The organism is Rhizobium binxianense (assembly GCF_028994275.1).
GTDB lineage: Bacteria > Pseudomonadota > Alphaproteobacteria > Rhizobiales > Rhizobiaceae > Rhizobium > Rhizobium binxianense.
The window spans coordinates 863566-884525 of the sequence record NZ_CP118713.1 but is presented as its reverse complement, the minus strand read 5'-3'; the positions used below and the strand labels follow the sequence as shown (position 1 = coordinate 884525).

The 20960-nt window shown below is 60.9% G+C and carries 25 protein-coding genes; 5 read left to right on the top strand and 20 right to left on the bottom strand.

Going from position 1 to position 20960, the window contains the following annotated elements; translation table 11 throughout:
* The first annotated feature begins 309 nt into the window (after positions 1-309).
* Complete coding sequence (locus PO860_RS04385) at positions 310-732, top strand: SufE family protein (protein ID WP_183606195.1); 423 nt, start codon at positions 310-312, stop codon at positions 730-732.
* A gap of 384 nt (positions 733-1116) precedes the next feature.
* On the opposite strand, the gene PO860_RS04380 is transcribed toward PO860_RS04385, so the two are convergent.
* From PO860_RS04380 to PO860_RS04340, 9 genes are all read right to left on the bottom strand, one after another.
* Positions 1117-1548 (bottom strand): Ros/MucR family transcriptional regulator, encoded by a 432-nt coding sequence (locus tag PO860_RS04380; RefSeq protein ID WP_097611337.1) that lies wholly within the window; start codon positions 1546-1548, stop codon positions 1117-1119.
* 439 nt (positions 1549-1987) lie between these two features.
* Positions 1988-2320, bottom strand: a complete 333-nt coding sequence (mnhG, locus tag PO860_RS04375; protein WP_183606194.1) for a monovalent cation/H(+) antiporter subunit G — start codon at positions 2318-2320, stop codon at positions 1988-1990.
* The gene (locus PO860_RS04370; protein ID WP_183606193.1) at positions 2317-2670 is read right to left on the bottom strand and encodes a cation:proton antiporter; all 354 of its coding nucleotides are present in this window, start codon (positions 2668-2670) and stop codon (positions 2317-2319) included. Before PO860_RS04370 ends, mnhG begins: the two co-directional genes overlap by 4 nt.
* Entirely contained in the window at positions 2667-3140 is a 474-nt protein-coding gene (locus PO860_RS04365; RefSeq protein WP_183606192.1) for a Na+/H+ antiporter subunit E, read from the bottom strand. Before PO860_RS04365 ends, PO860_RS04370 begins: the two co-directional genes overlap by 4 nt.
* Positions 3137-4699 (bottom strand): Na+/H+ antiporter subunit D, encoded by a 1563-nt coding sequence (locus PO860_RS04360; RefSeq protein WP_275038196.1) that lies wholly within the window; start codon positions 4697-4699, stop codon positions 3137-3139. The genes PO860_RS04365 and PO860_RS04360 overlap by 4 nt, the downstream gene beginning before the upstream one ends.
* 67 nt (positions 4700-4766) lie before the next feature.
* Positions 4767-5144 carry a Na+/H+ antiporter subunit C gene (locus PO860_RS04355; RefSeq protein WP_183606662.1) on the bottom strand — a complete coding sequence of 126 codons (378 nt, stop codon included), beginning with the start codon at positions 5142-5144 and terminating at the stop codon, positions 4767-4769.
* Complete coding sequence (locus PO860_RS04350; RefSeq protein ID WP_273884139.1) at positions 5144-5563, bottom strand: Na(+)/H(+) antiporter subunit B; 420 nt, start codon at positions 5561-5563, stop codon at positions 5144-5146. The genes PO860_RS04355 and PO860_RS04350 overlap by 1 nt, the downstream gene beginning before the upstream one ends.
* Positions 5564-5567: 4 nt before the next feature.
* Positions 5568-7931 (bottom strand): putative monovalent cation/H+ antiporter subunit A, encoded by a 2364-nt coding sequence (locus PO860_RS04345; protein WP_275038195.1) that lies wholly within the window; start codon positions 7929-7931, stop codon positions 5568-5570.
* A gap of 153 nt (positions 7932-8084) precedes the next feature.
* The gene (locus PO860_RS04340; protein ID WP_183606188.1) at positions 8085-8300 is read right to left on the bottom strand and encodes a hypothetical protein; all 216 of its coding nucleotides are present in this window, start codon (positions 8298-8300) and stop codon (positions 8085-8087) included.
* Positions 8301-8489: 189 nt separating this feature from the next.
* Here PO860_RS04340 and msrB point away from each other — a divergent pair, with 189 nt between their 5' ends.
* Complete coding sequence (gene msrB / locus PO860_RS04335; RefSeq protein ID WP_126911156.1) at positions 8490-8903, top strand: peptide-methionine (R)-S-oxide reductase MsrB; 414 nt, start codon at positions 8490-8492, stop codon at positions 8901-8903.
* Between the two features lie 131 nt (positions 8904-9034).
* Here msrB and PO860_RS04330 read toward each other — a convergent pair whose 3' ends face one another.
* Entirely contained in the window at positions 9035-9544 is a 510-nt protein-coding gene (locus PO860_RS04330) for an Hsp20/alpha crystallin family protein (protein ID WP_126911157.1), read from the bottom strand.
* A gap of 41 nt (positions 9545-9585) precedes the next feature.
* Positions 9586-10062 carry an Hsp20 family protein gene (locus PO860_RS04325; protein ID WP_097617350.1) on the bottom strand — a complete coding sequence of 159 codons (477 nt, stop codon included), beginning with the start codon at positions 10060-10062 and terminating at the stop codon, positions 9586-9588.
* 212 nt (positions 10063-10274) lie between these two features.
* Here PO860_RS04325 and PO860_RS04320 point away from each other — a divergent pair, with 212 nt between their 5' ends.
* Positions 10275-10496: a hypothetical protein gene (locus PO860_RS04320; protein ID WP_097617349.1), complete on the top strand. Its 222-nt coding sequence runs from the start codon at positions 10275-10277 to the stop codon at positions 10494-10496.
* Between the two features lie 35 nt (positions 10497-10531).
* Here the strand turns inward: PO860_RS04320 and PO860_RS04315 are convergent, their stop codons facing one another.
* The 5 genes from PO860_RS04315 to groES all read right to left on the bottom strand — a co-directional run bounded on the left by PO860_RS04315 (position 10532) and on the right by groES (position 16444).
* The gene (locus tag PO860_RS04315) at positions 10532-12742 is read right to left on the bottom strand and encodes an amylo-alpha-1,6-glucosidase (protein ID WP_097617348.1); all 2211 of its coding nucleotides are present in this window, start codon (positions 12740-12742) and stop codon (positions 10532-10534) included.
* 15 nt (positions 12743-12757) lie between these two features.
* On the bottom strand, positions 12758-13852 hold the full coding sequence (locus PO860_RS04310) for a glycosyltransferase family 4 protein (RefSeq protein ID WP_097617347.1): 1095 nt from the start codon (positions 13850-13852) through the stop codon (positions 12758-12760).
* An 85-nt stretch (positions 13853-13937) separates the two neighbouring features.
* Positions 13938-14354 carry a hypothetical protein gene (locus tag PO860_RS04305; protein ID WP_273880537.1) on the bottom strand — a complete coding sequence of 139 codons (417 nt, stop codon included), beginning with the start codon at positions 14352-14354 and terminating at the stop codon, positions 13938-13940.
* A 95-nt stretch (positions 14355-14449) separates the two neighbouring features.
* Complete coding sequence (gene groL, locus PO860_RS04300; RefSeq protein ID WP_126911160.1) at positions 14450-16078, bottom strand: chaperonin GroEL; 1629 nt, start codon at positions 16076-16078, stop codon at positions 14450-14452.
* Positions 16079-16129: 51 nt separating this feature from the next.
* Positions 16130-16444: a co-chaperone GroES gene (gene groES / locus PO860_RS04295; RefSeq protein ID WP_025393808.1), complete on the bottom strand. Its 315-nt coding sequence runs from the start codon at positions 16442-16444 to the stop codon at positions 16130-16132.
* A gap of 277 nt (positions 16445-16721) precedes the next feature.
* Here groES and PO860_RS04290 point away from each other — a divergent pair, with 277 nt between their 5' ends.
* A complete protein-coding gene (locus PO860_RS04290; protein WP_126911161.1) occupies positions 16722-16994 on the top strand; it encodes an usg protein in 273 nt (90 codons plus the stop codon).
* Between the two features lie 96 nt (positions 16995-17090).
* On the opposite strand, the gene PO860_RS04285 is transcribed toward PO860_RS04290, so the two are convergent.
* From PO860_RS04285 to PO860_RS04270, 4 genes are all read right to left on the bottom strand, one after another.
* The gene (locus tag PO860_RS04285) at positions 17091-17792 is read right to left on the bottom strand and encodes a pentapeptide repeat-containing protein (RefSeq protein WP_273884144.1); all 702 of its coding nucleotides are present in this window, start codon (positions 17790-17792) and stop codon (positions 17091-17093) included.
* 155 nt (positions 17793-17947) lie between these two features.
* The gene (locus tag PO860_RS04280; RefSeq protein ID WP_273880535.1) at positions 17948-18457 is read right to left on the bottom strand and encodes a GNAT family N-acetyltransferase; all 510 of its coding nucleotides are present in this window, start codon (positions 18455-18457) and stop codon (positions 17948-17950) included.
* Between the two features lie 69 nt (positions 18458-18526).
* Positions 18527-19195 carry a PAQR family membrane homeostasis protein TrhA gene (gene trhA, locus PO860_RS04275; RefSeq protein ID WP_272783270.1) on the bottom strand — a complete coding sequence of 223 codons (669 nt, stop codon included), beginning with the start codon at positions 19193-19195 and terminating at the stop codon, positions 18527-18529.
* A 142-nt stretch (positions 19196-19337) separates the two neighbouring features.
* Positions 19338-19757 (bottom strand): universal stress protein, encoded by a 420-nt coding sequence (locus PO860_RS04270; protein WP_183606183.1) that lies wholly within the window; start codon positions 19755-19757, stop codon positions 19338-19340.
* Positions 19758-20050: 293 nt separating this feature from the next.
* Here PO860_RS04270 and PO860_RS04265 point away from each other — a divergent pair, with 293 nt between their 5' ends.
* On the top strand, positions 20051-20911 hold the full coding sequence (locus tag PO860_RS04265) for a VOC family protein (protein ID WP_273884146.1): 861 nt from the start codon (positions 20051-20053) through the stop codon (positions 20909-20911).
* Positions 20912-20960 lie beyond the last annotated feature (49 nt).

Here is a 20960-nt window from a genome sequence, read left to right as displayed (position 1 = left end):
TGGTCCGCATGACGCGGAGATGCCCCATGCCTGACGTGCCTGCCCTGTTTTAATTCAGCATGTTGCTGCGCCGTGAGGATGCCCATCCCTCACGGCGTTTTTTCTATCTTTTGTTTGCGCAATTCCCGGCAAAACCGCTTCGCGCTTTGCCTCGGAAAACCGCTTCACACTTTTCCTGAAATTGCTTTAATGGTTCAAATCTGCCGGTCTTTCACCTATATGCACCTATAGAGCATTTCCTGACGCATTCCGGACGCAAAACCGCTGTGCACTTTTGCTGGAAGCGCTTCAATCGTGAAAGGCTTCTGCATGGCATCCCTCGACCAGATCATTGACGACTTCACCTTCCTGGACGATTGGGAAGATCGCTACCGCTATGTCATCGAACTCGGCAAGGCGCTGCCTGATCTGGCCGAAGAGAAGCGCACCTCCGAAAACAAGGTGATGGGCTGCGCCAGCCAGGTCTGGCTGGTCACGCATGCGACAGGCAATCCCGACAACCCGGTCATGAACTTCGAGGGTGATTCCGACGCCCATATCGTGCGCGGCCTCGTCGCCATCGTGCTTGCCACCTATTCCGGCAAGACGGCATCCGAGATCGCCGGGCTCGATGCCTTCGAGATTTTCTCGAAGATCGGCCTGGTGGAAAACCTGTCATCGCAGCGTTCGAACGGACTGCGGTCGATGGTGAATAGGATCCGGGAAGAAGCTAGAGTCCGCGCCGCGGCGTGAGCGCGGCCAGGTCGGCTTTGAGTTGCTTTGGCCAATCGATTCGGAAAGCGCCTCCCAGCCGAATCGAGTATATTAACTCTTGCTCACAGTATAGGAAATCATTCTAAGCCCGCCGGCAAAGCATAAGGCGGGTTGCCTGACGCTATTTTGGCGCCCCCCCGAATCACTTGCGCAGGTTCGAAATACTGCAGCGATTGTTTTCATCGCCTTGAAACGGCACACAAAAACATGCGGCACCCTCGATGCAGGAGACCCGCCCCTCATCCGGCTACCATCCGCACGAACCGACAACTGTGGCACGAAGCCGAGTCGAGAACGAAACTCCACAAATTGAAAAAGCCGGGCACAGGACCCGGCTTTTGTCGTCGATGCTTTCGAAAAAGCTCAGCCGCGGCCGCGCTTGCGGCGCTGCCCAAGGCCCATTTCCTTTGCCAGGCGCGAACGCGCTTCGGCATAGGCGGGCGCTACCATGGGGTAATCGGTCGGCAGGTCCCACTTCTCGCGGTATTCTTCCGGCGAGAGGCTGTGATGCGTCATCAGGTGACGCTTGAGGGACTTGAAGTTGCCGCCGCATTCCAAACACGTGATCTGCTCGTCCTGTACGGACTTGCGGACAGAAACTGCGGGCTTCTGTTTTTCGACGATCGCCGCAGCAGGCTGCGGTACGGACGTGTTGCTCAGTGCCGAATGCACGTCGGAAATCAGATTAGCCAGGTCGCTGACCGGTACAACATGGTTGCTGACATAAGCCGCGACGATGTCGGCCGTCAGTTCCACAAGCAGCTCCGGCGCATTGCCGGTCGCCATATCCGTCATATTTTTTCTCCTGTTAGCATGCTCATACGGCCTTTGACTGACACGCCAAAGACCCGCCTCGTAGAAGCGAACAGCAAAAGCACGGGAAGCGACCTTCTGTTTCGAAAAACGCGAAATCCACCCCTAGATTCCGAAGAGCGAGACCTGTTCTTATACTGCCTGACTGCAAACCACTACGTCATACCCCAGGCGTTGGCCTCAGTTAGACATGAAAAATCAAAACTGAGGGACTTGGAAGCAGTACGATTGTAATTCACAATCAGAACTCTACTTGCATTTTCAAATACCATCGTTTGACCAAAAGGCCAATTATTATTTGTCGTTTTTCTTGAGAAAAAATGACAGATGAAGAATTAAGGCACGCCCAGGCAAGCTTTACTCACAGCTTCCTGTGCATAAGTTTTGCATAAATCTGGTAAAGCAGCCACACAGAATAGGCTCAGCGCTTGCTGATATCGTCGCGGACCGAGACAGCGCCGAGCTGATATCCCGAAAGATGGGCGGCTCTCGCCAGCAGATGGGCCGAGACCGGCGCCGTCAGCAACAGGAAGACGAAGCCGGCAACGGCGCGGGCGAGAATCGTCAGATCCTCGGAATAGAGGCCGGCGGCAAGCAGCAGCAGGCCGGAGCCGACAGTCCCCACCTTCGAGGCGGCGTGCATGCGCGTATAGAGATCGGGCAGCCTGACCAGGCCGATCGCCGCGACAAGCGCAAAGAGCGCACCGGCGATCAGCAGCAGAGCGGCGACGGCAGCCAGGATATAATCTATCATCGCTTCTTTCCCCCTGCCCTGCGCTTTTTTGCGCTGCCTTTCGCGGCAGCTGCGGACGGCACCGATTTGATGTTGCCGCGCGACAGCACGAATCGGGCGAAGGCGACAGTCGCCAGGAAGCCGACGAGGCCGAGCGAGATGGCGATATCGATATAGAGCGAAAAGCCCGCCTTGACCGCGATGACGGCTGTGAAGCCGATGGCGAGACCGGTCAGCATGTCCAACGCCAGGATCCGGTCCGGCAAGGTCGGGCCGGCAACGATGCGCCAGACGGTCAGAATCAGCGCCAGGCCGAGGATGACGAGGGCGGCCGAGGATGCGGCCGCGACGATGGCGGCAGGTGTGATCACCGGAAGGCCTCCATGATCTTGCGTTCGAAACCGTTGGCGATATCGCGCTTGGTCGTCTCCGGATCGGAACAATCGAGCGCGTGGACATAGAGCGTGCGGCGATCTGTGGAGACGTCGACCGAGAGCGTGCCGGGTGTCAGGGTGATGAGATTTGCGAGCAAGGTGATCTCGAAATCGCTCGTCACCGTCAAAGGGAAGGCGAAGATACCGGGCTTCAGCTGCATATCGGGCGAGAGCACAGTGACCGTGACCTTCCAGGCCGACAGCGACAATTCCTTCAGGAACAGCGCGGCGAGCGAAAGCACCAGTCGGGCGCGGCCGATATATCCCTTGCTGCCGAAAGGCTCGCGGATGATGGCCAGTGCCAAGGCGCCGAGCAGGAAGCCGAAGACGAGATTGTGCAGCGAGGCGCTGCCGGTCACAGTGACCCAGGCAATGGCCAGCAGCAGGTTGAAGACGAAGGCGATCACCTGATACCTCCGGGAAAGACCGAATGTAGATAGGCCTTTGGATCGGCAAGGCCCGCGGCGGCCGATTGCGACAGCGCCAGCAGCTTTTCCGGCAAGATGCCGAAGCCGATGGTGAGCGCCGTCAGTGCGGCAAGCGGCAAGCCTGTGCGCCAGTTCGCTCTCGACGGAGCGAGCGCCATCGCCGCCGGGCGCCAATAGGCGAGCAGAAAGAGGCGGCCGAAGGCGATCGTCGTCAGAAAACCGCCGGCGAGGATTGCAGCCGCCAGCCACCAGGTGCCGCTATCGAGCGAAGCCTTGACGAGAATGGCTTTCGGCCAGAATCCGGAAAAGGGCGGCAGGCCGCAGGCGGCCAGGAAGAGCACCAGGGAGAGCGCGGTGAAGCCGCCGCTTTGCCGATAGAGCCCGCCGAGATCCGACAGCAAAAAGCCGCCGCCACGCCGGGCGATCTCGCCGGCGGCGAGATAAAGCGCCGTCATCAGCGCCATGGAATGGAGCGCATAAAAGACCGCGCCGCTGATGCCGTCAATGCCGCCGCCGGGACCACCAAGGGCGACGCCGGCGAGCATATTGCCGATGCCCGATATGACGACATAGCCGAACAGCCTGCGGATATCGTTTTCAGCCAGCGCGCCGAGCGCGCCGACGACAATGGTCGCAGCGGCGGCAAGCGCGATCACCAGGCTCAATTCCGCACGTTCCACCGGCAGCAGCATAACCATCACCCGGATCAGTGCATAGATGCCGACCTTGGTCAGCAGGCCGGCAAACAGCGCGGAGACGACGATGCGCGGCGTATGATAGGCGGCGGGCAGCCAGAAATTGACCGGGAAGGCAGCGGCCTTCATGGCGAAGGCGAGCAGGAAGAGGCTGGCCAGCGTCATCAGCGGCGCGGTGGCGCGCAAATTCCCCGCCTTTGCGGCGATATCGGCCATGTTGAGCGTGCCGAAAGCGGCATAGAGGATGCCGACGCCGATCAGGAACAGCGTCGTGGCGATGAGGTTCAGCACCGCATATTTCAGTGCGCCGTCGATCTGTCGGCGTTCGGAGCCCAGGATGATCAGCCCGAAGGAGGAAATCAGCAGCACTTCGAACCAGACATAGAGATTGAAGACATCGCCGGTGAGAAAGGCGCCGCTGACGCCGGCCATCAACAGCATGAGCAGCGGGAAGAAACCGTATCGCCGGCCACTTTCACCGATATCGGCTAGCGCATAGATGCCGCCGGCGAGCGCCGCAAGGGCTGCGGTGAAGGCCAGCAGCGCCCCGAAGAGATCGACGGTGAAGGCGATGCCGAAGGGCGGCAGCCAGCGCCCCATGACCATGGTGAGCGGTCCCTCGGCCGCGACCTTGGCGAGCAGCGCGGCATCGATCAGCACCAGCGCCGTAAGGCCAGATATGGCAAGCCAGGCCTGCAGACGTGGATGAGCGCGCAACATCAGCAGGACGGCGCCCAGCGTGATGCAATGGGCGACCGGTAGGATGGCGAGCCAATGACCAATCGGCACCGGAGCGGTGATCAGGGCGGCGGAGAGATCGATGGTGGCGGTTGGCGCGGCCATCAGGTGGCGCCTCCCCTGTCGCGCGCGAGGGTTTGCCGTGGGGTGAGCATCCGCACCAACATCCGCATCAATACCCCAATGGCGGCAGCGGCCGGTCGTCAGGTTCGGCGGCGTGCATGTCGTTGGTGTCGTCGGTGCCGAGGTCCTGATAGGCGCGGTAGGTGAGCACCAAGAGGAAGGCGAGGAAGGAGAAGGAAATGACGATCGCCGTGAGGATGAGAGCCTGCGGCAGCGGGTTGGCCGCGCCTGCGGGCAAACTGTCGAGACCTGCCGGGATGATCGGCGGCACCTCGCGCGTCAGCCGGCCTGAGGTGAAGAGCAGCAGGTTGACGGAATTACCGAGGATGGCGATGCCGAGCATGATGCGGATGGTGAATTTCGACAGCAGGAGATAGATGGCGGCAGCGAAGAACAGGCCGACGAGGATCGACAGAAGCGGCTCCATCATTCCACCTCCTTTTCTTCCAGGGCCAGGGCGATCGAGGTGATGGCGCCGAGCACGACGAGATAGACGCCGACATCGAAGAGCATGACGCTCGACAGCGGCACTTCGAGACCGAAGAGGTTCGGATAGATCCAGAGACCGGTCATGAAGGGAACGGCAAAGAGGATGGAGAGAAGACCGGCCAGGGTCGACAGCAGCAGGCCGAAGCCGGCAATCGACAGCGGATGGAAGAATAGCGCCCGGCGAACGGCGGCGACGCCGCGGGCAATGCCGTAGATCGCCAATCCCGAGGCGGCGACCAGCCCGCCGATGAAGCCACCGCCCGGCTCGTTGTGGCCGCGCAGCAGCACGAAGACCGAAAACAGCAGCATCAGCGCGGTGAGGAACGGGGCGACGGTGCGGAAGATCAGGGTGTTCATCGGATCAGCCCCCCGCCTCAACCGCGGGATCATTGGCGGCCAGCTTGCGCTCGCTGCCGGCGCGGATGCGGATCAGCGCTAGGATGGCAAGGCCGGTGACGGCGACGACGGCGATTTCGCCGAGCGTGTCGGTGCCGCGGAAATCGACGATGATGACGTTGACGACATTGGCGCCGTGGGCGATCGATTTGGAATAGGTGTTGAAGAAGGTGGTCAGCGCGTCGTTGAACGGCGCCTCCGTCGCCCGCATCAGCAGAAGTGCAAAGCCGAGGCCGCAAGCAAGCGCAAGCGTACCGTCGAAGAGTTTGCGGCCGAGCGGGCGCCGGTCGGCGGGCGACAGGCGAAGCCTGGTCATGACGAGGGCGAGGATGACCACCGACAGGGTTTCGACCATGAACTGGGTGAAGGCGAGATCCGGCGCGCCGAACAGCAGGAAGATGATGGCGACGGCCAACCCCTGGATGCCGAGCGAGACGATCGCCGTCAGCCGGTCGCGGGCGACGAGCACGGCGGCAAGGCCGAAGGCGGCGATCAGGAAGACCGCCCATTCATGGAGCCTGACATCGGCCGGCCAGGCGGGAGGACGCGGCAGTTCGCCATAGACGACAAGCGGGACGATGAGGATGGCGGCGAGGCAGAGGAAGGTGCAGGTGACGTAGATCTGCAGCCGCCCCGGCTGGAGCACACGCATGAGCCGGCCGGCGAAGCGGACAAGACCCGAGATGGCAAGGTCGAAACCGTGATCCGGCCCGCGCCCCGCCGCGTGCAGGAAGACGGCCATCGCCGAGCGGACGCGCGCGAGCTGCCAATAGACGCCGATCCCGATGAGGATGGTCAGGGCGGAGAACGCCAGGGGCAGGCCTAGATGCGGGCTCAGCGAGATGTCGATTTCAACGGGGGTCTGGCGGATGGCGGATGCGATCGGCGAGGACAGGACGGTATGGGTGAAGCCCGAAAAGACTGCGGCGAGCAGGCCAAGGACGGCGAGAACGGCCGGGCCGAGCCAGAGCAGCACTGGCGCTTCATGCGGATGTTTCGGCGTCTCCACCGGCTGGCCGAGGAAGGGCTTCAGCGCCACGGCGAAGGCGACTGAGAACATCAGCGCATTGCCGAAGACGGTTATGGCGGTAAAGGTGAGTGCGCGGACATCGCCGCCGATGAGTGCGGTATAGATCTCCTCCTTGGCGAGGAAGCCGAAGAAGGGCGGCAGGCCGGCCATGGAGAAGGCCGCCGCGAGCGCAATGATCCATGTCAGCGGCATCGCCCGCATCAGGCCGCTAAGCCTGGTGATATCACGCATGCCGGTCTCGTGATCGATGATGCCGGCGACCATGAACAGCGCGCCCTTGAACAGCGAATGCGCCACCAGATAGAGGGCCGCCGCCTCCACTGCATGTTCCGAGCCGAAGCCGATCAGCATGACGAGCACGCCGAGCGAGGAGACGGTCGTATAGGCGAGCTGGAGCTTCAGGTCGGTCTGGCGGATGGCAAGCGTGGTGCCGACCACCAGCGTCAGCCCGCCGAAAAAGGGCAGTAGGATTTCCCAGGCAGGCGTCGACCCCATGACCGGATTGAGCCGCATCAAGAGATAGACGCCGGCTTTCACCATGGTGGCCGAATGCAGATAGGCCGACACCGGCGTCGGCGCCTCCATGGCGTTCGGCAGCCAGAAATGAAAGGGAAACTGCGCCGACTTGGTGAAGGCGCCGCCAAGAACCAGGATGAGGGCCGCGAGATAGAGCGGGCTTTCGCGCACGACATCGCCAAATCCCATGAGCTCAGACATCTCAGTGACGCCGGAGATGTTCCAGAGCAGCAGCAGGCCGGCGAGCAAACAGAGCCCTCCCCCGCCGGTCACGACAAGCGCCTGCAGGGCTGCCCGGCGCGCCGCCTCGCGCTCATGATCGAAGCCGATCAGCAGGAAGGAGGTGATCGATGTCAGCTCCCAGAAAATGAAGAGCATCAGGAAACTGTCGGACACGACGAGGCCGAGCATCGCGCCCATGAACAGAAAGACGAAGGAAAAGAAGCGGCCTTGATCCTTGTGTCCCTTGAGATAGCCGCCGGCGTAAAGCACGATCAGGGTGCCGATGCCGGTGATCAGCAGCGCGAAAGCCAGCGACAGGCCGTCGAGGAACCAGGAGAAGGAGAGATGATAGCTCGGCACCCAGGCATAACCGCCGGTGACGGTTTCGCCGCGCGCGATCTTGGGCAAGAAACGCAGGAAATGCAGAAAGGCGAGCAAAGGCGCGATCGCCAGCAGCCAGGCGCCGTTGGCGCCGAAGATGCGGATGACGAAGGGAGCGGCAAGAGCGCCGGCGAGCGGCAGACACAGGGCCAGAAATGTCAGAGCCGTGACATCGGCCATGTCTCCTCCCCAACCGCGATAGACGAAGCGCCGATGGAAACCGGCCTGTCTTTATGACTTAGGCGAAACGGGAGGGCGTCTCAAGCGATTTCGCCCATAGGGCGAAGCTACTGGCGATGTTCGAAGCCGATCAGGCCGTCGACCGGGCCGTCGTTAGGCCGTCGACCGGGAAAGACGCGTCAGCAGCCGGGCGATGCAGCCGTGCAGGACGAAGACCAGAAGCGTCAGTGGCCAGAGCAGACATGCGAAGAGCCCGGCGAGACGATGGAGCGTCAAGCCGTCATGGTTGGCCCAGCCTTCCAACAGCGTGACCGCCATGGTGGCGACCGCTACGAGGCCGTAGAGCAGGACGATTGCTGCTTCAAACACCAGTGATTCCCCAATGCACGTAACATTAACCCTAACAGAAAACCCCTAACGGATGTAAGAGCAGGCGTCCTCCTCCAAAAGCGGTACACGGCGAATTGGGCAGGATGGTGCCCAAGACTTGATGAATCGGAGACGGCGCACCACATTTTCTCGCAAAACGGAACCGCCCCTTAGCGAAAGGAGCATGGCATGTCCGAAACTGCAACCACCGCCAAGATCCGCAAGACCGATGCGGAATGGAAAGAGCAGCTCACCCCGGAGCAATACCGCATCACCCGCCAGCATGGCACCGAGCGCGCCTTCACCGGCCCCTACTGGGATTCCTTCGAGACCGGGCTTTACCGCTGCGTCGGCTGTAATGCGCCGCTTTTCCGCTCCGACACCAAATTCGATGCTGGCTGCGGCTGGCCGAGCTATTTCGAAGCGGTATCATCCGATGCGGTGACCGAACATCGCGACACGGCCTTCGGCATGGTGCGCACCGAAATCCGCTGCGGCAACTGCGAAGCCCATCTCGGCCACGTCTTTCCCGACGGCCCGCCGCCGACCGGCCTGCGCTACTGCATCAACGGCCACTCCATGGTGTTCGAGCCTGGGAAATAGGCCTGAACCTGCGATCGGCATCTGCCGATCCCGCGGCCATGAGGAGACTAAGCGCGACGGAAATTTCCGTGCAACCATGGATGACATGGTAGCGGCGGCCGCCAGGTGGTCGGCCGCCGCCCTCGTTTCGATCAGCTTCTGATGGCGATGCGCCTGACCTGTGACTGCGCCTTTTCGCTCTTGGGCAAGGTGACGGTCAGGACGCCGTTCTTGAAGGTCGCGTCGACCTGATCTTCCTTGACCTCGGTCCCGAGTGGGATGCGTCGCTCGAAGCGGCCATAGTAGCGCTCCGAGAACTGCTTCTCCTTGTCTTCCGTCTCCGAACGCTTTTCACCCTTCAGCGTCAGAACGCCATCATCGAGAATGACCTCGATGTCCTTTTCCTCAAGGCCGGGGACTTCGGCCGTCACCTTGATATCCTTATCGGTGTCGGAGATCTCGACACTCGGCCAGCCGGCACCGAAGCCGCTGGCGCCCCGCAGTGACGGCAGGCCAGAGCCGAAGCTGCGGAAAGCATCGTTGAACAGACGGTTGACCTCGCGATGGAGCGACAGGAAAGGATCATGGTCGTCCTCGCGGAGGAGACTCGGAACCTGGTGGCCGTTGTTGCGGCCCCAAGGAATCAAATCACGAACACTCATGGCTTACTCCTTTCTGGTGGTTCTTGGGCATTCCTGACGGCTCAGGCTGCCTGCGTCTCGGCCTCGATCTGCTTGGTCTCGGCCTTCGGCATTGCATTTCCAGTTCCGATCTCGATCTGGCGCGGCTTCATCTCTTCAGGAATTTCACGCTTGAGGTCGATGGTCAGCAGACCGTTGACGAGGCCGGCATCCAGGACCTTGACGTGGTCGGCCAATTCGAACCGACGCTGGAAGCTCCGACCAGCAATGCCGCGATGCAGGTATTGAACATCTTCGCCGTTCGCCTTCTGCCCTGAGACGACGAGCATGTTCTGCTCTTGGATGATCGCCAGTTCGTCCTGCGAGAAGCCCGCCACGGCCATGGCAATGCGGTAGTCGTCCTCGCCGGTTTTGACGATATCATAAGGCGGCCAGTTGTCGATTGTCTCGGCGCGGCTTGCAGCGTCGAGTGCGTTCAACATCCGCTCGAAGCCGACGCTCGACCGGAACAGTGGAGAGAAATCGAGGTTTGTCCTCATAGCCATATCCTCCTTACAAGCAACATGGATACAGGAGACGCCAAGAGCGACACAGGCGTCTCCTGGACCTGTCGATCCCTGCTCGGCGATCGACAATACTGATATAATTCAGCAGTTTACCGTTTCAAGAGGATCGGATTTCTCAGCAAAAAAATTTGATCTTTTCTAAGGCGCCACCATATGTTTTGGAGCTTGAGCTAGGAGCAATGGCTATGACAATGACTTCAGGCGACGTCGTCGCCGTCCTTGGGCCCGCCGACAAAACGCTTGTGGCCGAGATCATCGCGACAGGTGCAACCCAAGCCGAGCTTGCCGAGGCGTTTGCATGGGCCAACAACGACGAGGCCCTGATGAGTGAAGGCCGGCATCTACCGACCGGCAGGGTTGCTGCGCTTGTTGACCTGCTGAGGTCGGACGAAGAGGAACCGGAATAGAAAAGGTTAACCCGCCTTCGCTGCACCGTCCTTCATCAGGCCGTGGTGAGCACGCTGACACTGCCCTGTCGATTGATAACATCGACCACGACCTGGTGTCTCGACCGGCGGATGGCCACGTCAGCCGAGCCATTGCCGATCAGCAGGCGCCGCAAGATCACCTCATCGAGGAAAGAAGGAAGTCGCGGCACGCTGAAGCTGATCTGCAAACTATTCGGCTCGAAGTCGAGGCCAAGGCAGGATTGAAGCAGCGACAAAGGGGCTGCTGCCGCCCACGCTTGAGGCGAGCAGGCGACCGGATAAGAGGTCGGTCCGCGTGCGCGCTGACGTGGCAGGCCGCAGAGGAGTTCGGGAAGCCGCCGCAGGTCGATATAGGTCGCAGCGGCAAACAGCCCCTCGAATATCCGCGCGGCTTCGGCGCGGTAGCCATAGCGGGCAAGGCCGCTGGCGATCAAAGCATTGTCGTGTGGCCAGATCGAGCCATTGTGGTAGCTCATCGGATTGTAACGCGCTTCCGTGGAGGGAATGGTGCGGATGCCCCAGCCACAGAAGGACGAGGCACTCATCAGGGTGCGGGTCACCTGTGCGACCCGTTCAGCATAAGCAATACCGGTGAACAGGGCATGGCCGGCATTGGAAGATCGAACCCGGCAGGGCCGTTTATCCCCGTCGAGGGCCAAGACGTATGTGCCAAGTTCCTCATCGAAGAAGCTCGCGTCAAAGGCGCGGCGCAGTCCCTCCGCGCGCGCGAGAAAGCTCGCCGCGCGTTCCGGCTTGGCCGTCCACCGGAAGATTTCGGCAGCACTTTGCCAAGCGCCATAGACATAGGCCTGGACTTCGGCGCTCGCGATTGGGCCTCGGGCCAACGTGCCGTCGGCATGGAAGACCGAATCGTGGCTATCTTTCCATGCCTGGTTGATCAGTCCTTCCTCCGTCAGCCGCCCATATTCGACGAAGCCGTCGCCATCACGATCCCCATATTCGTCGATCCATGTCAGTGCCGCTTCGAGATTCGGCAGGAGACGGTCGATGGTCGCAAGATCGCCGGTTCGTTTAAGATAGTCGCCGGCCAGCATCACGAAGAGCGGCGTCGAGTCGATGCTGCCGTAGTAACGCCGGAATGGAACCTCGCCGAGTTCAGCCATTTCGCCGCAACGCACTTCGTGCAGGATCTTGCCCGGCTCGGCGTCTGAAGCAGGATCGACGTTCGTCGCCTGATTGGCCGCAAGATGACCCAGAACCCCGCGGGCGATCTCCGGATCGAGCCAAAGTGTCTGAAGCGCCGTGATCAGGGCGTCGCGGCCGAAAACGGTACTGAACCAGGGAATGCCGGCATAAGGATAGGGGCCTTCCGGCTTGTCGGTGATCAGCATGTAGAGGTCAGAGGCGCTGCGTCGCGCGACTTCGTTGAAGATCTCATTGGAGGTTGTGACTGACGCCGCGCGCGAGGAGGAGGCGCGCAACGCACGGCGGGCATCCCGCAAGGTAAGGAAGAAGGAAAGGCGGCTCAGTCGATCGGCGGAGATATGGTCGCAGCCGATCTGCATGAAGAGCGATTTGGTCTCGTGCGGCTCCAGGTAGAGGTCGTAAGTAACAAGATCGCTACGAATCTCGGCCGGTTCCGGCATGAAGGAAAGGCGCGTCGACCGCTTGCGATTGTCCAGGCCAATATAGGAAAGCAGGATCCAATCCTGTTCCACGACGGCGGGAAGATGGCGCCCTCTTCTTGCTCTTTTGGTGCCGCGGACTTCGAAAAGATCGGCGAAATCGGCCCCGAAAGAGATCTGAATGCGGATATGTTGCCGACGGTCGTCATAATTCCTCACGGCCAGTCGTTCATAACAACAGGCATTCCAGAGAAAGCGCGATCTGCGCAGATGAATCACGTCATGGCCCAGAACCAGCCTTCCCTTCTCATCGAACTGATCAGGATTGGTGAGATCGCAGGTCAGCGTGGCATTGTCATCCCGCAGCGTCGACGACAGAAGCATCGGCCGCTGTTCGTTGATCGTTAGGTAAAGATGCGAGAGATAACGGGTGTCCCTGTGGAAAAGGCCTTCCGGACTGCCGGGACCGGAAAGAGCATCGCCATTATGGTCGAAGACGGCGAAAGTATCGCCGTGCTTCAAGGTACGCGGCCGGCGCTCCTGCAGCGATGCTGCGGCCGGAATGAAGAACTGAGCGACCGGCGCCGCCAGGCCTGACGATGCTGTGGCGGGGTTGCTGTCCGCAGACAGGTTTGACATGGTCTCCTCCTTGCCTCAGGCGACAGCCTGCAGGCCGAGCGCTTGACCATTCGACCGGCGGATCGGCGCGGCTTTGATGCGAACGTCCGGCAGGTTGCGATAGATGTCGAGATAATCGCACGCCATTCGTTGTGCGGTGAAGCGCTTTTCAAACGCGGCACGCACCTTGCGCCGATCGAGGCGGAGTGCCCATTCGACGTTTTCGGCCGCCTCGGTGACGCTGTCGACCAGGATGCCGGAGATGCCGTTGTCAATGACCTCCGGGACCGAGCCACAGCCGAAAGCGATCACCGGCGTGCCGCAGGCCATAGCCTCGATCATCACCAGCCCGAAGGGCTCCGGCCAGTCGATCGGGAAGAGCAGAGCGCCTGCATTTCCGAGGAAGTCAGCTTTCTGTTGTTCATTGATTTCGCCGATGAATTCCACATACGGATGGTTCTTCACCATCGGCTCGATCATGGTTTGCCAATAGGTCTTGTCGGCATTATCGATCTTGGCGGCGATCTTCAGCGGCATGCCGACCTTCGCGGCGATTTCGATCGCCCGGTCCGGCCGCTTCTCCGGCGATATCCTTCCGAGGAACGCAAGATAATTGCCCCTTGGCTTTTCCGTAAAGGGCAGCAGGTCGATCGGCAGGCCGTGATAGACCGTGCCGGCCCAGTTGACCGACGGCATCGGGCGGCGCTGATCGTTGGAGATCGACACCAGCGGAATATCGGGGAATGCCTTGTAGAAAGGCTTGAGGTCCGGCAGGTCGAGTCGCCCATGCAGCGTGGTCACCGTACGGTCGGCAAAATCCCGGATCAGCGGGAAATGCAGGAGATCGATATGAAAGTGCAGCACATCGAACTCATGCGCCCGACGGCGGATTTCCTCAAGCATCATGACCTGATGCGGCAGGTGATCCCTGACGGCCGGGTTGAGCCGCAGCGCGACGTCGGAGCAGGGTAGGAGTCTGGCGTCGGTCACGGAGTCGCCGCTGGCAAAGAGGGTGACTTCCTCGCCCTGACGGACCAGTTCGTCGGTCAGATAGGAAACGATCCGCTCGGTTCCTCCATAAAGCTTCGGCGGAACGCTTTCGGCAAGTGGTGCGATCTGTGCGATCTTCATCGGCAAAACCTCCTCGAATGAGCAAGAGTCGACGGTAAAAATCAACCAGCGTCCTCAAAGAGGCACGCGGCAGTTCAGCTGGAAACTAGATCTCGAACGGCTGTCGGCTGCGGCCTCCTTTCCGGTAGCTGCACATGCCAAAGGAGCGGCGTGGCGGCAGCTTTCGACGACGGATCCTGTGGGCAGCCGAGGAAGCGGACGAACCTTGGTTGCCAGATTGCTGGTCGCCCTTGTCCAACGTTTTCAGCGCTTCAAGAATCTCGTCATAGGAGACGGCTCTTTCCGCCCCGGGATAAAGGCGAAGGGCAGGTGCGGAATCGATCGCGAAAATATCGGATGCCCATGACGCGAGAATAGCGCGCTTCTCGTCATTGCCGATGTCGGCGGCGGTGAGCACGTCACGCGGGTGACCGAAATGTTTGGCCGGATAAAGCAGATGCGCAGCGCTGATTGCCGCCGTGGCTTCCTGCTGTATGGAATTGCTGGTGCTTTCCTTTCTCATAGCTTGGCTCCACTGATGTTTACCGATGGAACTTGGTTCATTCGATAGTGCGTGGGGAGGCCCGCCCTTAAGAGCAGGGCGGGCCGAGCGATCGCTTAGAAGTCCATGCCGGGGCCGGCGGGCATGGCCGGAGCGGCCTCCTTCTTGGGCTTCTCGGCGATCATCGCTTCCGTCGTCACCAGAAGACCGGCAACGGAGGCGGCATCCTGAAGCGCGGTGCGCACCACTTTCGCCGGATCGATAACGCCCTGCGCATAGAGATCGCCATATTCGCCGGTCTGGGCATTCCAGCCATAGGAGAATTCGCTCTTCTCCCGCAGCTTGCCGACCACGATCGAGCCTTCTGCGCCGGCGTTTTCGGCGATCTGCCGTACCGGGGCTTCGATTGCGCGGCGCACAATCTCGATGCCGACGCGCTGGTCCTGGTTGGCCACGCTGAGATTATCGAGCGCCTTGACGGCGCGCAGAAGGGCAACGCCACCGCCGGGCAAGATGCCCTCTTCGACGGCGGCACGGGTTGCATGAAGCGCGTCGTCGACGCGATCCTTTTTCTCCTTCACCTCGACTTCCGTCGAGCCGCCGACGCGGATGACGGCAACGCCGCCGGCGAGCTTGGCAAGGCGTTCCTGCAGCTTCTCGCGGTCGTAGTCGGAGGTGGTTTCTTCGATCTGGGCGCGGATCTGAGCCGTGCGACCGTCAAGCTCCGTCTTCGAGCCAGCACCGTCGATGATGGTGGTGTTTTCCTTCTCGATCGACACCTTCTTGGCACGGCCGAGCATATTGAGCGTCACGTTCTCGAGCTTGATGCCGAGGTCTTCGGAGATGACGGTGCCGCCGGTCAGGATGGCGATGTCTTCGAGCATGGCCTTGCGGCGGTCGCCGAAGCCAGGCGCCTTGACGGCGGCGATCTTCAGGCCGCCGCGCAGCTTGTTGACGACGAGCGTCGCAAGCGCTTCGCCTTCGACGTCTTCAGCGATAATGAGGAGCGGCTTGCCGGACTGAACGACGGCTTCGAGAACTGGCAGCATCGACTGCAGGTTCGACAGCTTCTTCTCGTGGATGAGAATATAGGGGTCCTCGAGTTCGACCCGCATCTTGTCCTGGTTGGTAACAAAATACGGGCTCAAATAGCCGCGATCGAACTGCATGCCTTCGACGACTTCGAGTTCGGTTTCGGCCGTCTTGGCTTCCTCGACCGTGATGACACCCTCATTGCCGACCTTTTCCATCGCTTCGGCAAGGTAACGACCGATCTCGGAATCACCGTTGGCGGAGATCGTGCCGACCTGGGCGATTTCGGAATTGTTGGAGATCTTGCGGGCGTTGGTTTTCAGTTCCTTGACAACGGCGTCGACGGCGATGTCGATGCCACGCTTGAGGTCCATCGGGTTCATACCGGAAGCGACCGCCTTGGCGCCTTCCTTGACGATCGCCTGGGCCAGCACCGTTGCAGTCGTGGTGCCGTCACCGGCGAGATCGTTGGTCTTCGAGGCGACTTCGCGCAGCATCTGGGCGCCCATGTTTTCGAACTTGTCTTCGAGTTCGATTTCCTTGGCGACCGAAACGCCGTCCTTGGTGATGCGCGGCGCGCCGAAGGACTTGTCGATGACGACGTTGCGCCCTTTCGGGCCGAGCGTCACCTTCACGGCATTGGCCAGCACATCGACCCCACGCAGCATGCGTTCACGGGCATCGGTATGGAATTTGACTTCTTTCGCAGCCATTCTTTCACTCCTTCGATAGGCAGCTTTTCTTGACTATGCGCTGAGAACGCCTCAGGCGGCGATCTTTTCGGCGGCTTGGGCCTCGATGATGCCCATGACATCGCTTTCCTTCATGATCAGCAGGTCTTCACCGTTGATCTTGATCTCGGTGCCGGACCATTTGCCGAACAAGATGCGATCGCCGGGCTTGACGTCGAGCGGCTGGATCTGGCCTGCATCGTTGCGCGCGCCGGGGCCGACGGCGATAACCTCGCCTTCCTGCGGCTTTTCCTTGGCGGTATCAGGGATGATGATGCCGCCCTTGGTCTTTTCCTCGGAATCGACCCGGCGGACGAGAATGCGATCATGAAGCGGTCGGAACGACATGTTTTCCTCCAATGGACAAACAATAATGACGTTGTTCCCTGGCCGGACCGGATGACCGGTCCGGGCGGGTGCAAACCTCTGTCGAGCGTTTTGCGCGAAATGATCTGGTTTTGCGGTTTTTCCATTTCAAGGGGGTGGCGAAAAAAATTAGCACTCGCCGGGAGTGGCTGCTAACATACTGAGAAGGAACAACAAACACTGTTTCCGCGTTGAGAAACCAGTTGATGGAGGCAAAGATATGCGCCACCTTCTCGTTGTCGCGAAACGGAGATGAAGCATGGAATTTTCATCGGACATAGAGCGCCAGCTCAACGGTTACGGCCTTACCACCGCGCACATCCTCTACCGCATGCCGGATTTTGAGTCGCTTCTGCAGACCTATGTCTGGCAGGATTACGATCTCGCCCCCGACTTTCCGGAAATGCACAGATTCCTGGATTTCTGGCAGTCCAAGCTTGACGGGCCGCTGCATTCCGTTCGCTATAGCCACCAGCGGCTGATCGGACCGAACGAATGGCGTCGCGTCACGGGCGAGTTGCGATTGCACTAAATCGAATCCGACAGTCCCAGCAGATGGTTGCGTACCCGCCAGCCATTGTTGCCCATAGGGCCTTACCAACCGCTCGGTATCGCGCGAAAGCCCCAATCAATCGTGATCGGCAGGGCATGGCCAAGTCGAGGGTGCCGAAAGGCCTGCCGGCAGCTTGGTCGAGGCATCGCCGCAGGCAAGGTCGATCTGCGCCTGTTCAAGCCCGGCGGCGCCCGAGAGGTCGAGGCCTTCGATGCGGGTCAGGAACATGAAGGCGCGCTCGAAGGTCGCCGGGCCTTCGAAGGTGGCCTTGGAGAGATCAGCGCGGGAGAGATTGGCGAAAGAGAATTTCACCCCCGTCAGCACTGCCTTGTCGAAATCGGCGCGGCCGAGTTCAGCTTTTTCGAAGCTCGCGCCGGCAAGCCGGGCGCCGGCGAAATTGGCGCGCTGCAGCTCGGCGCCGGCAAAGGACGCGCCCTCGGCGGCGATATTGGCGAAGCTGGAGCGATAGGCCTCGATCTTGGCGAAGTTGGCGCCTTCGGCGTGTGCGCCTTCCAGCGAGGCGCGCACCAGCGTCGCTTTCTCCAGGTTGGCGGATTTGAAGTTGGCGCCGGCGAGATCGGTCAGCGAGAAATCGGTGCCGAAGAGATTGGCGCCTTCGAGATCACTGCCCTGCAGCATCAGGTTCTTCTTGGTGCATTCCTGCCAGTCGAGCTTCGGCGAGGCCAGGCTACCGCAATCGGCGGCCCGGGCGGCAACCGATGGGAATGCCAGAAGGACGAGGGCAAGGAGACCGAGCGACAATCCGTGCATTGCCATTGAACTGTTCACCTCCATAACGCGCTTCCGGGCATGACACTTTCGGGCATGATATTGGGGAGCCGCCTCTCGCGAAGCAGGCTGCCTCCACTTTCTTACACAGCTCAGACTACAATAAAAAGATGGCGAGCGCCGTTCACAAGTGGGTTGCCGGATCACTCCGGAGGCAGGCGAAGCTCCATGCAGGTGAGATCAAGCCAGCGGCCGAACTTGGTGCCGACCTCGGAAAATCGGCCGGCGATGCGGAAACCGAGCTTTTCGTGCAGCCGGATCGAGGCGGTATTCTCGGCCTCGATGCCGGCGATCATCACATGGATATCGGCGGCCGCGGCATGGGCGATCAGCTCTCGCATCAGCCGCTCGCCGATGCCGGCACCACGGCAATCCCTATCGACATAGACGGAATGCTCGACCGTGTGGCGATAGCCGTCGAAAGCCCGCCAGTCGCCATAGGAGGCGTAGCCTGCGACCTTGCCCGAGATTTCGGCGACGATCACCGGAAAGCCCCGCGCCTTGCGCGCCCTGAACCATTCCCGCCGATTTTCGAGATCGACCAGCGTATCGTTCCAGATCGCCGTCGTGTGCTCGACGGCGTGATTGTAGATATCGCGGATGGCGGCAAGATCGGCTTCGGTGGCGTCGCGGAGGAGGACAGCGTCTGTCATGATGCTCGAGTTCATATTGTCTGTGAAAGCGGCATACGCCCGACCCCGACAGATGTAAACGACCGTCATTCACAAGCCCGGCGGCGACAGGCTGAAGCAGGTGAAGACAGCCGAATAATGCACGGCGGCGGCGGTGACGACGAAACCGTGCCAGATGGCGTTCTGGAAGCGCAGCTTTTCCCAGACATGGAAGATGACGCCGAGCGAATAGATGACGCCGCCGATGACGATCAGCAGCATCGAGGCGGAGGGAATGCGCGCGGCGACGGGCCCGGCCACCACCACGCCGCTCCAGCCCATGGCGAGATAAAGCAGGATGGCAAGACGATCGTAACGGCCGGGAAAGACGCATTTCAGCACGATGCCGGCGGCGGCGAACAGCCAGATCGCCACCAGCATGAACAAGAGCAGCGGATCGTCGGCGCCGCGCTCGAGGAAGGGCGTGTAGGTGGCGGCGATCAGCAGGAAGATCGCCGAATGATCGAAGCGGCGCAGGTACCATTTGGTGCGCGAAACCGGCCAGGCGTTGTAGGAAAAGGAAATGGCAAGCGTCAGCACCAGCCCGACGCCATAGATCCAGGCGGCGGCGAGCGCGCCGTAGGAGCTCCAGACCGTGGCATAGAAGATCAGCGCGGTGGCGCCGATCAGCGCCAGCACGAGACCGACGCCGTGGACGATGCCGTCGGCGATCAGTTCATATCTGTCGTAAGCCCAGCGAATGCCGTTAACCTCGGCCATGCGCGCCAATCCGTTTCAGACCCCGATTGCAATCGTCTCATCGAACGGATGGGCGCGCAACTGCGGCAAGGCGCACCGGCGGTAAATCTTCGTGACAGGCTGCAAGACCTGCCGGCCCTTGACGGTGGGCAGCTGGCGCAAATCAAATCTTCTGCCGGTCGACCAGCACCGAGCATTTGGCATGACGCACGACCCGGTCGGCGGTGGCGCCGATGAAGTAGTTGGAAAAGTCCGGAACGTGCGAGGCGACGATGATCAGATCGGCGCCGTGGCTTTCGGCCGCCGAGATGATCGCCTTGGCGGGCGGGCCGTTGCGGATCTCGACGGTTGCCGCAATACCGGTTGCGGCGAGCAGCGCCTGCAGCTGGTCGCGGCTGTCCTGCATGGCGTCCTCGACCATATTGGCCGGCAGTTCGATCGCGACATAGGTCGGCACATCCTCGACGACGTTGAGCGCGATGATCTCCCCGCCGGCGTCGAGCAAGGACGCGGCCTTGCGGAGGATCGTTTGTCCCTTTTCGATGCCGCCGAGCGCGATGGCGACGATAATCTTCCTATACATGGCTTCCCTCCATGGCGGAGCTTTATAAGCGCCCCCTAAAGTAGATATGGGCGCCTTGATCGCGATCAAGTGGGCGCAAGTCATCGTCAACGTCTATTCAACGCTTCATCCTCAAAAACGCGTCTTCTGTGAACAATTGGAATGCGCCATATAGGATGCAAGTACGGCAACCGAGGAGACAAAGGCGAATGAACCGGCGAAAGTTTCTCGGGCTTGCTGCGGGCGGCACATTTGCCGCCACCGCCGGTACGTCTTCCATTCTACAGGCCGGATCAAGGGCAGGAGAACAATCCATGACGACCGAAACTTCCTATGCGCTGACGCGGCCCGCCTATATCGACCAGTCGCATCTGCTGGTGACCGACCTCGGCCTTGTTTCCGGCTTCTATCAATCGATGCTCGGCCTGAAGGTGATCGAGAAGACGGCGAGCGGGCAAGTGCTGGGTGTCGGCGCTCTGCCGCTGCTGACGCTGACGACGGCCAAAGACGCCGCCATCGCGCCGCGCAATGCAGCCGGCCTTTTCCACACCGCCTTCCTGATGCCCGACAGAGCCGAGCTGGCGCGCTGGCTACGCCATGCGGCACACAACAATGTCGTGCTCGACGGCGCCTCGGACCATCTCGTCAGCGAGGCGATTTATCTGTCCGACCCTGAAGGCAACGGCATCGAAATCTATGCCGACCGGCCGCACGAACAATGGAAATTCGACCCGGACGGCATGGTGGATATGGCGACGCTACGCCTCGACCTGCAGGCGCTCTATGACAGCGCATCCGACGAGCGCTGGGACGGCATGGCTCAGGGGACGGCGATCGGCCACCTGCATCTGCAGGTCGGCGATATTCCACAAGCGGACGCCTTCTATCGCGACGTCCTCGGCCTGAAGATGATGGCGAGCCGTCCCGGCGCGAGTTTCTTTGCGACCGGCGGCTATCACCACCATCTCGCCGCCAATATCTGGAATAGCCGCGGTGCAACGGCACGCGCCGGCAACATGACCGGACTTTCGGACTACAAGATCCGTTTCAACGACAAGGCGACGCTGGATGCGGCGGTCTCCAAGCTCGACGCGTTGGAGATCAAGAGCGAGAAGCGCGACGGCGGCACCTTCCTGAGGGATCCCTGGAATATCGGCCTGACGCTTTCGGCGTAATTTCCAGGTCACGGCGGATCAGCCCGGGCGGTTGAAAGGGCTCACGCCA

What these genes read in the sequence shown, in the direction of transcription:
- PO860_RS04305 (WP_273880537.1), bottom strand. Translation starts at nt 14,354, where the DNA reads ATGAGAAAGGAAAGCACCAGCAATTCCATACAGCAGGAAGCCACGGCG.
- PO860_RS04380 (WP_097611337.1), bottom strand. Translation starts at nt 1,548, where the DNA reads ATGACGGATATGGCGACCGGCAATGCGCCGGAGCTGCTTGTGGAACTG.
- msrB (WP_126911156.1), top strand. Translation starts at nt 8,490, where the DNA reads ATGTCCGAAACTGCAACCACCGCCAAGATCCGCAAGACCGATGCGGAA.
- PO860_RS04325 (WP_097617350.1), bottom strand. Translation starts at nt 10,062, where the DNA reads ATGAGGACAAACCTCGATTTCTCTCCACTGTTCCGGTCGAGCGTCGGC.
- PO860_RS04270 (WP_183606183.1), bottom strand. Translation starts at nt 19,757, where the DNA reads ATGTATAGGAAGATTATCGTCGCCATCGCGCTCGGCGGCATCGAAAAG.
- PO860_RS04290 (WP_126911161.1), top strand. Translation starts at nt 16,722, where the DNA reads ATGGAATTTTCATCGGACATAGAGCGCCAGCTCAACGGTTACGGCCTT.
- PO860_RS04315 (WP_097617348.1), bottom strand. Translation starts at nt 12,742, where the DNA reads ATGTCAAACCTGTCTGCGGACAGCAACCCCGCCACAGCATCGTCAGGC.
- PO860_RS04320 (WP_097617349.1), top strand. Translation starts at nt 10,275, where the DNA reads ATGACAATGACTTCAGGCGACGTCGTCGCCGTCCTTGGGCCCGCCGAC.
- PO860_RS04385 (WP_183606195.1), top strand. Translation starts at nt 310, where the DNA reads ATGGCATCCCTCGACCAGATCATTGACGACTTCACCTTCCTGGACGAT.
- PO860_RS04345 (WP_275038195.1), bottom strand. Translation starts at nt 7,931, where the DNA reads ATGGCCGATGTCACGGCTCTGACATTTCTGGCCCTGTGTCTGCCGCTC.
- PO860_RS04265 (WP_273884146.1), top strand. Translation starts at nt 20,051, where the DNA reads ATGACGACCGAAACTTCCTATGCGCTGACGCGGCCCGCCTATATCGAC.
- PO860_RS04285 (WP_273884144.1), bottom strand. Translation starts at nt 17,792, where the DNA reads ATGGCAATGCACGGATTGTCGCTCGGTCTCCTTGCCCTCGTCCTTCTG.
- groES (WP_025393808.1), bottom strand. Translation starts at nt 16,444, where the DNA reads ATGTCGTTCCGACCGCTTCATGATCGCATTCTCGTCCGCCGGGTCGAT.
- PO860_RS04350 (WP_273884139.1), bottom strand. Translation starts at nt 5,563, where the DNA reads ATGAACACCCTGATCTTCCGCACCGTCGCCCCGTTCCTCACCGCGCTG.
- PO860_RS04280 (WP_273880535.1), bottom strand. Translation starts at nt 18,457, where the DNA reads ATGACAGACGCTGTCCTCCTCCGCGACGCCACCGAAGCCGATCTTGCC.
- PO860_RS04360 (WP_275038196.1), bottom strand. Translation starts at nt 4,699, where the DNA reads ATGGCCGCGCCAACCGCCACCATCGATCTCTCCGCCGCCCTGATCACC.
- PO860_RS04310 (WP_097617347.1), bottom strand. Translation starts at nt 13,852, where the DNA reads ATGAAGATCGCACAGATCGCACCACTTGCCGAAAGCGTTCCGCCGAAG.
- trhA (WP_272783270.1), bottom strand. Translation starts at nt 19,195, where the DNA reads ATGGCCGAGGTTAACGGCATTCGCTGGGCTTACGACAGATATGAACTG.
- mnhG (WP_183606194.1), bottom strand. Translation starts at nt 2,320, where the DNA reads ATGATAGATTATATCCTGGCTGCCGTCGCCGCTCTGCTGCTGATCGCC.
- PO860_RS04355 (WP_183606662.1), bottom strand. Translation starts at nt 5,144, where the DNA reads ATGGAGCCGCTTCTGTCGATCCTCGTCGGCCTGTTCTTCGCTGCCGCC.
- PO860_RS04330 (WP_126911157.1), bottom strand. Translation starts at nt 9,544, where the DNA reads ATGAGTGTTCGTGATTTGATTCCTTGGGGCCGCAACAACGGCCACCAG.
- groL (WP_126911160.1), bottom strand. Translation starts at nt 16,078, where the DNA reads ATGGCTGCGAAAGAAGTCAAATTCCATACCGATGCCCGTGAACGCATG.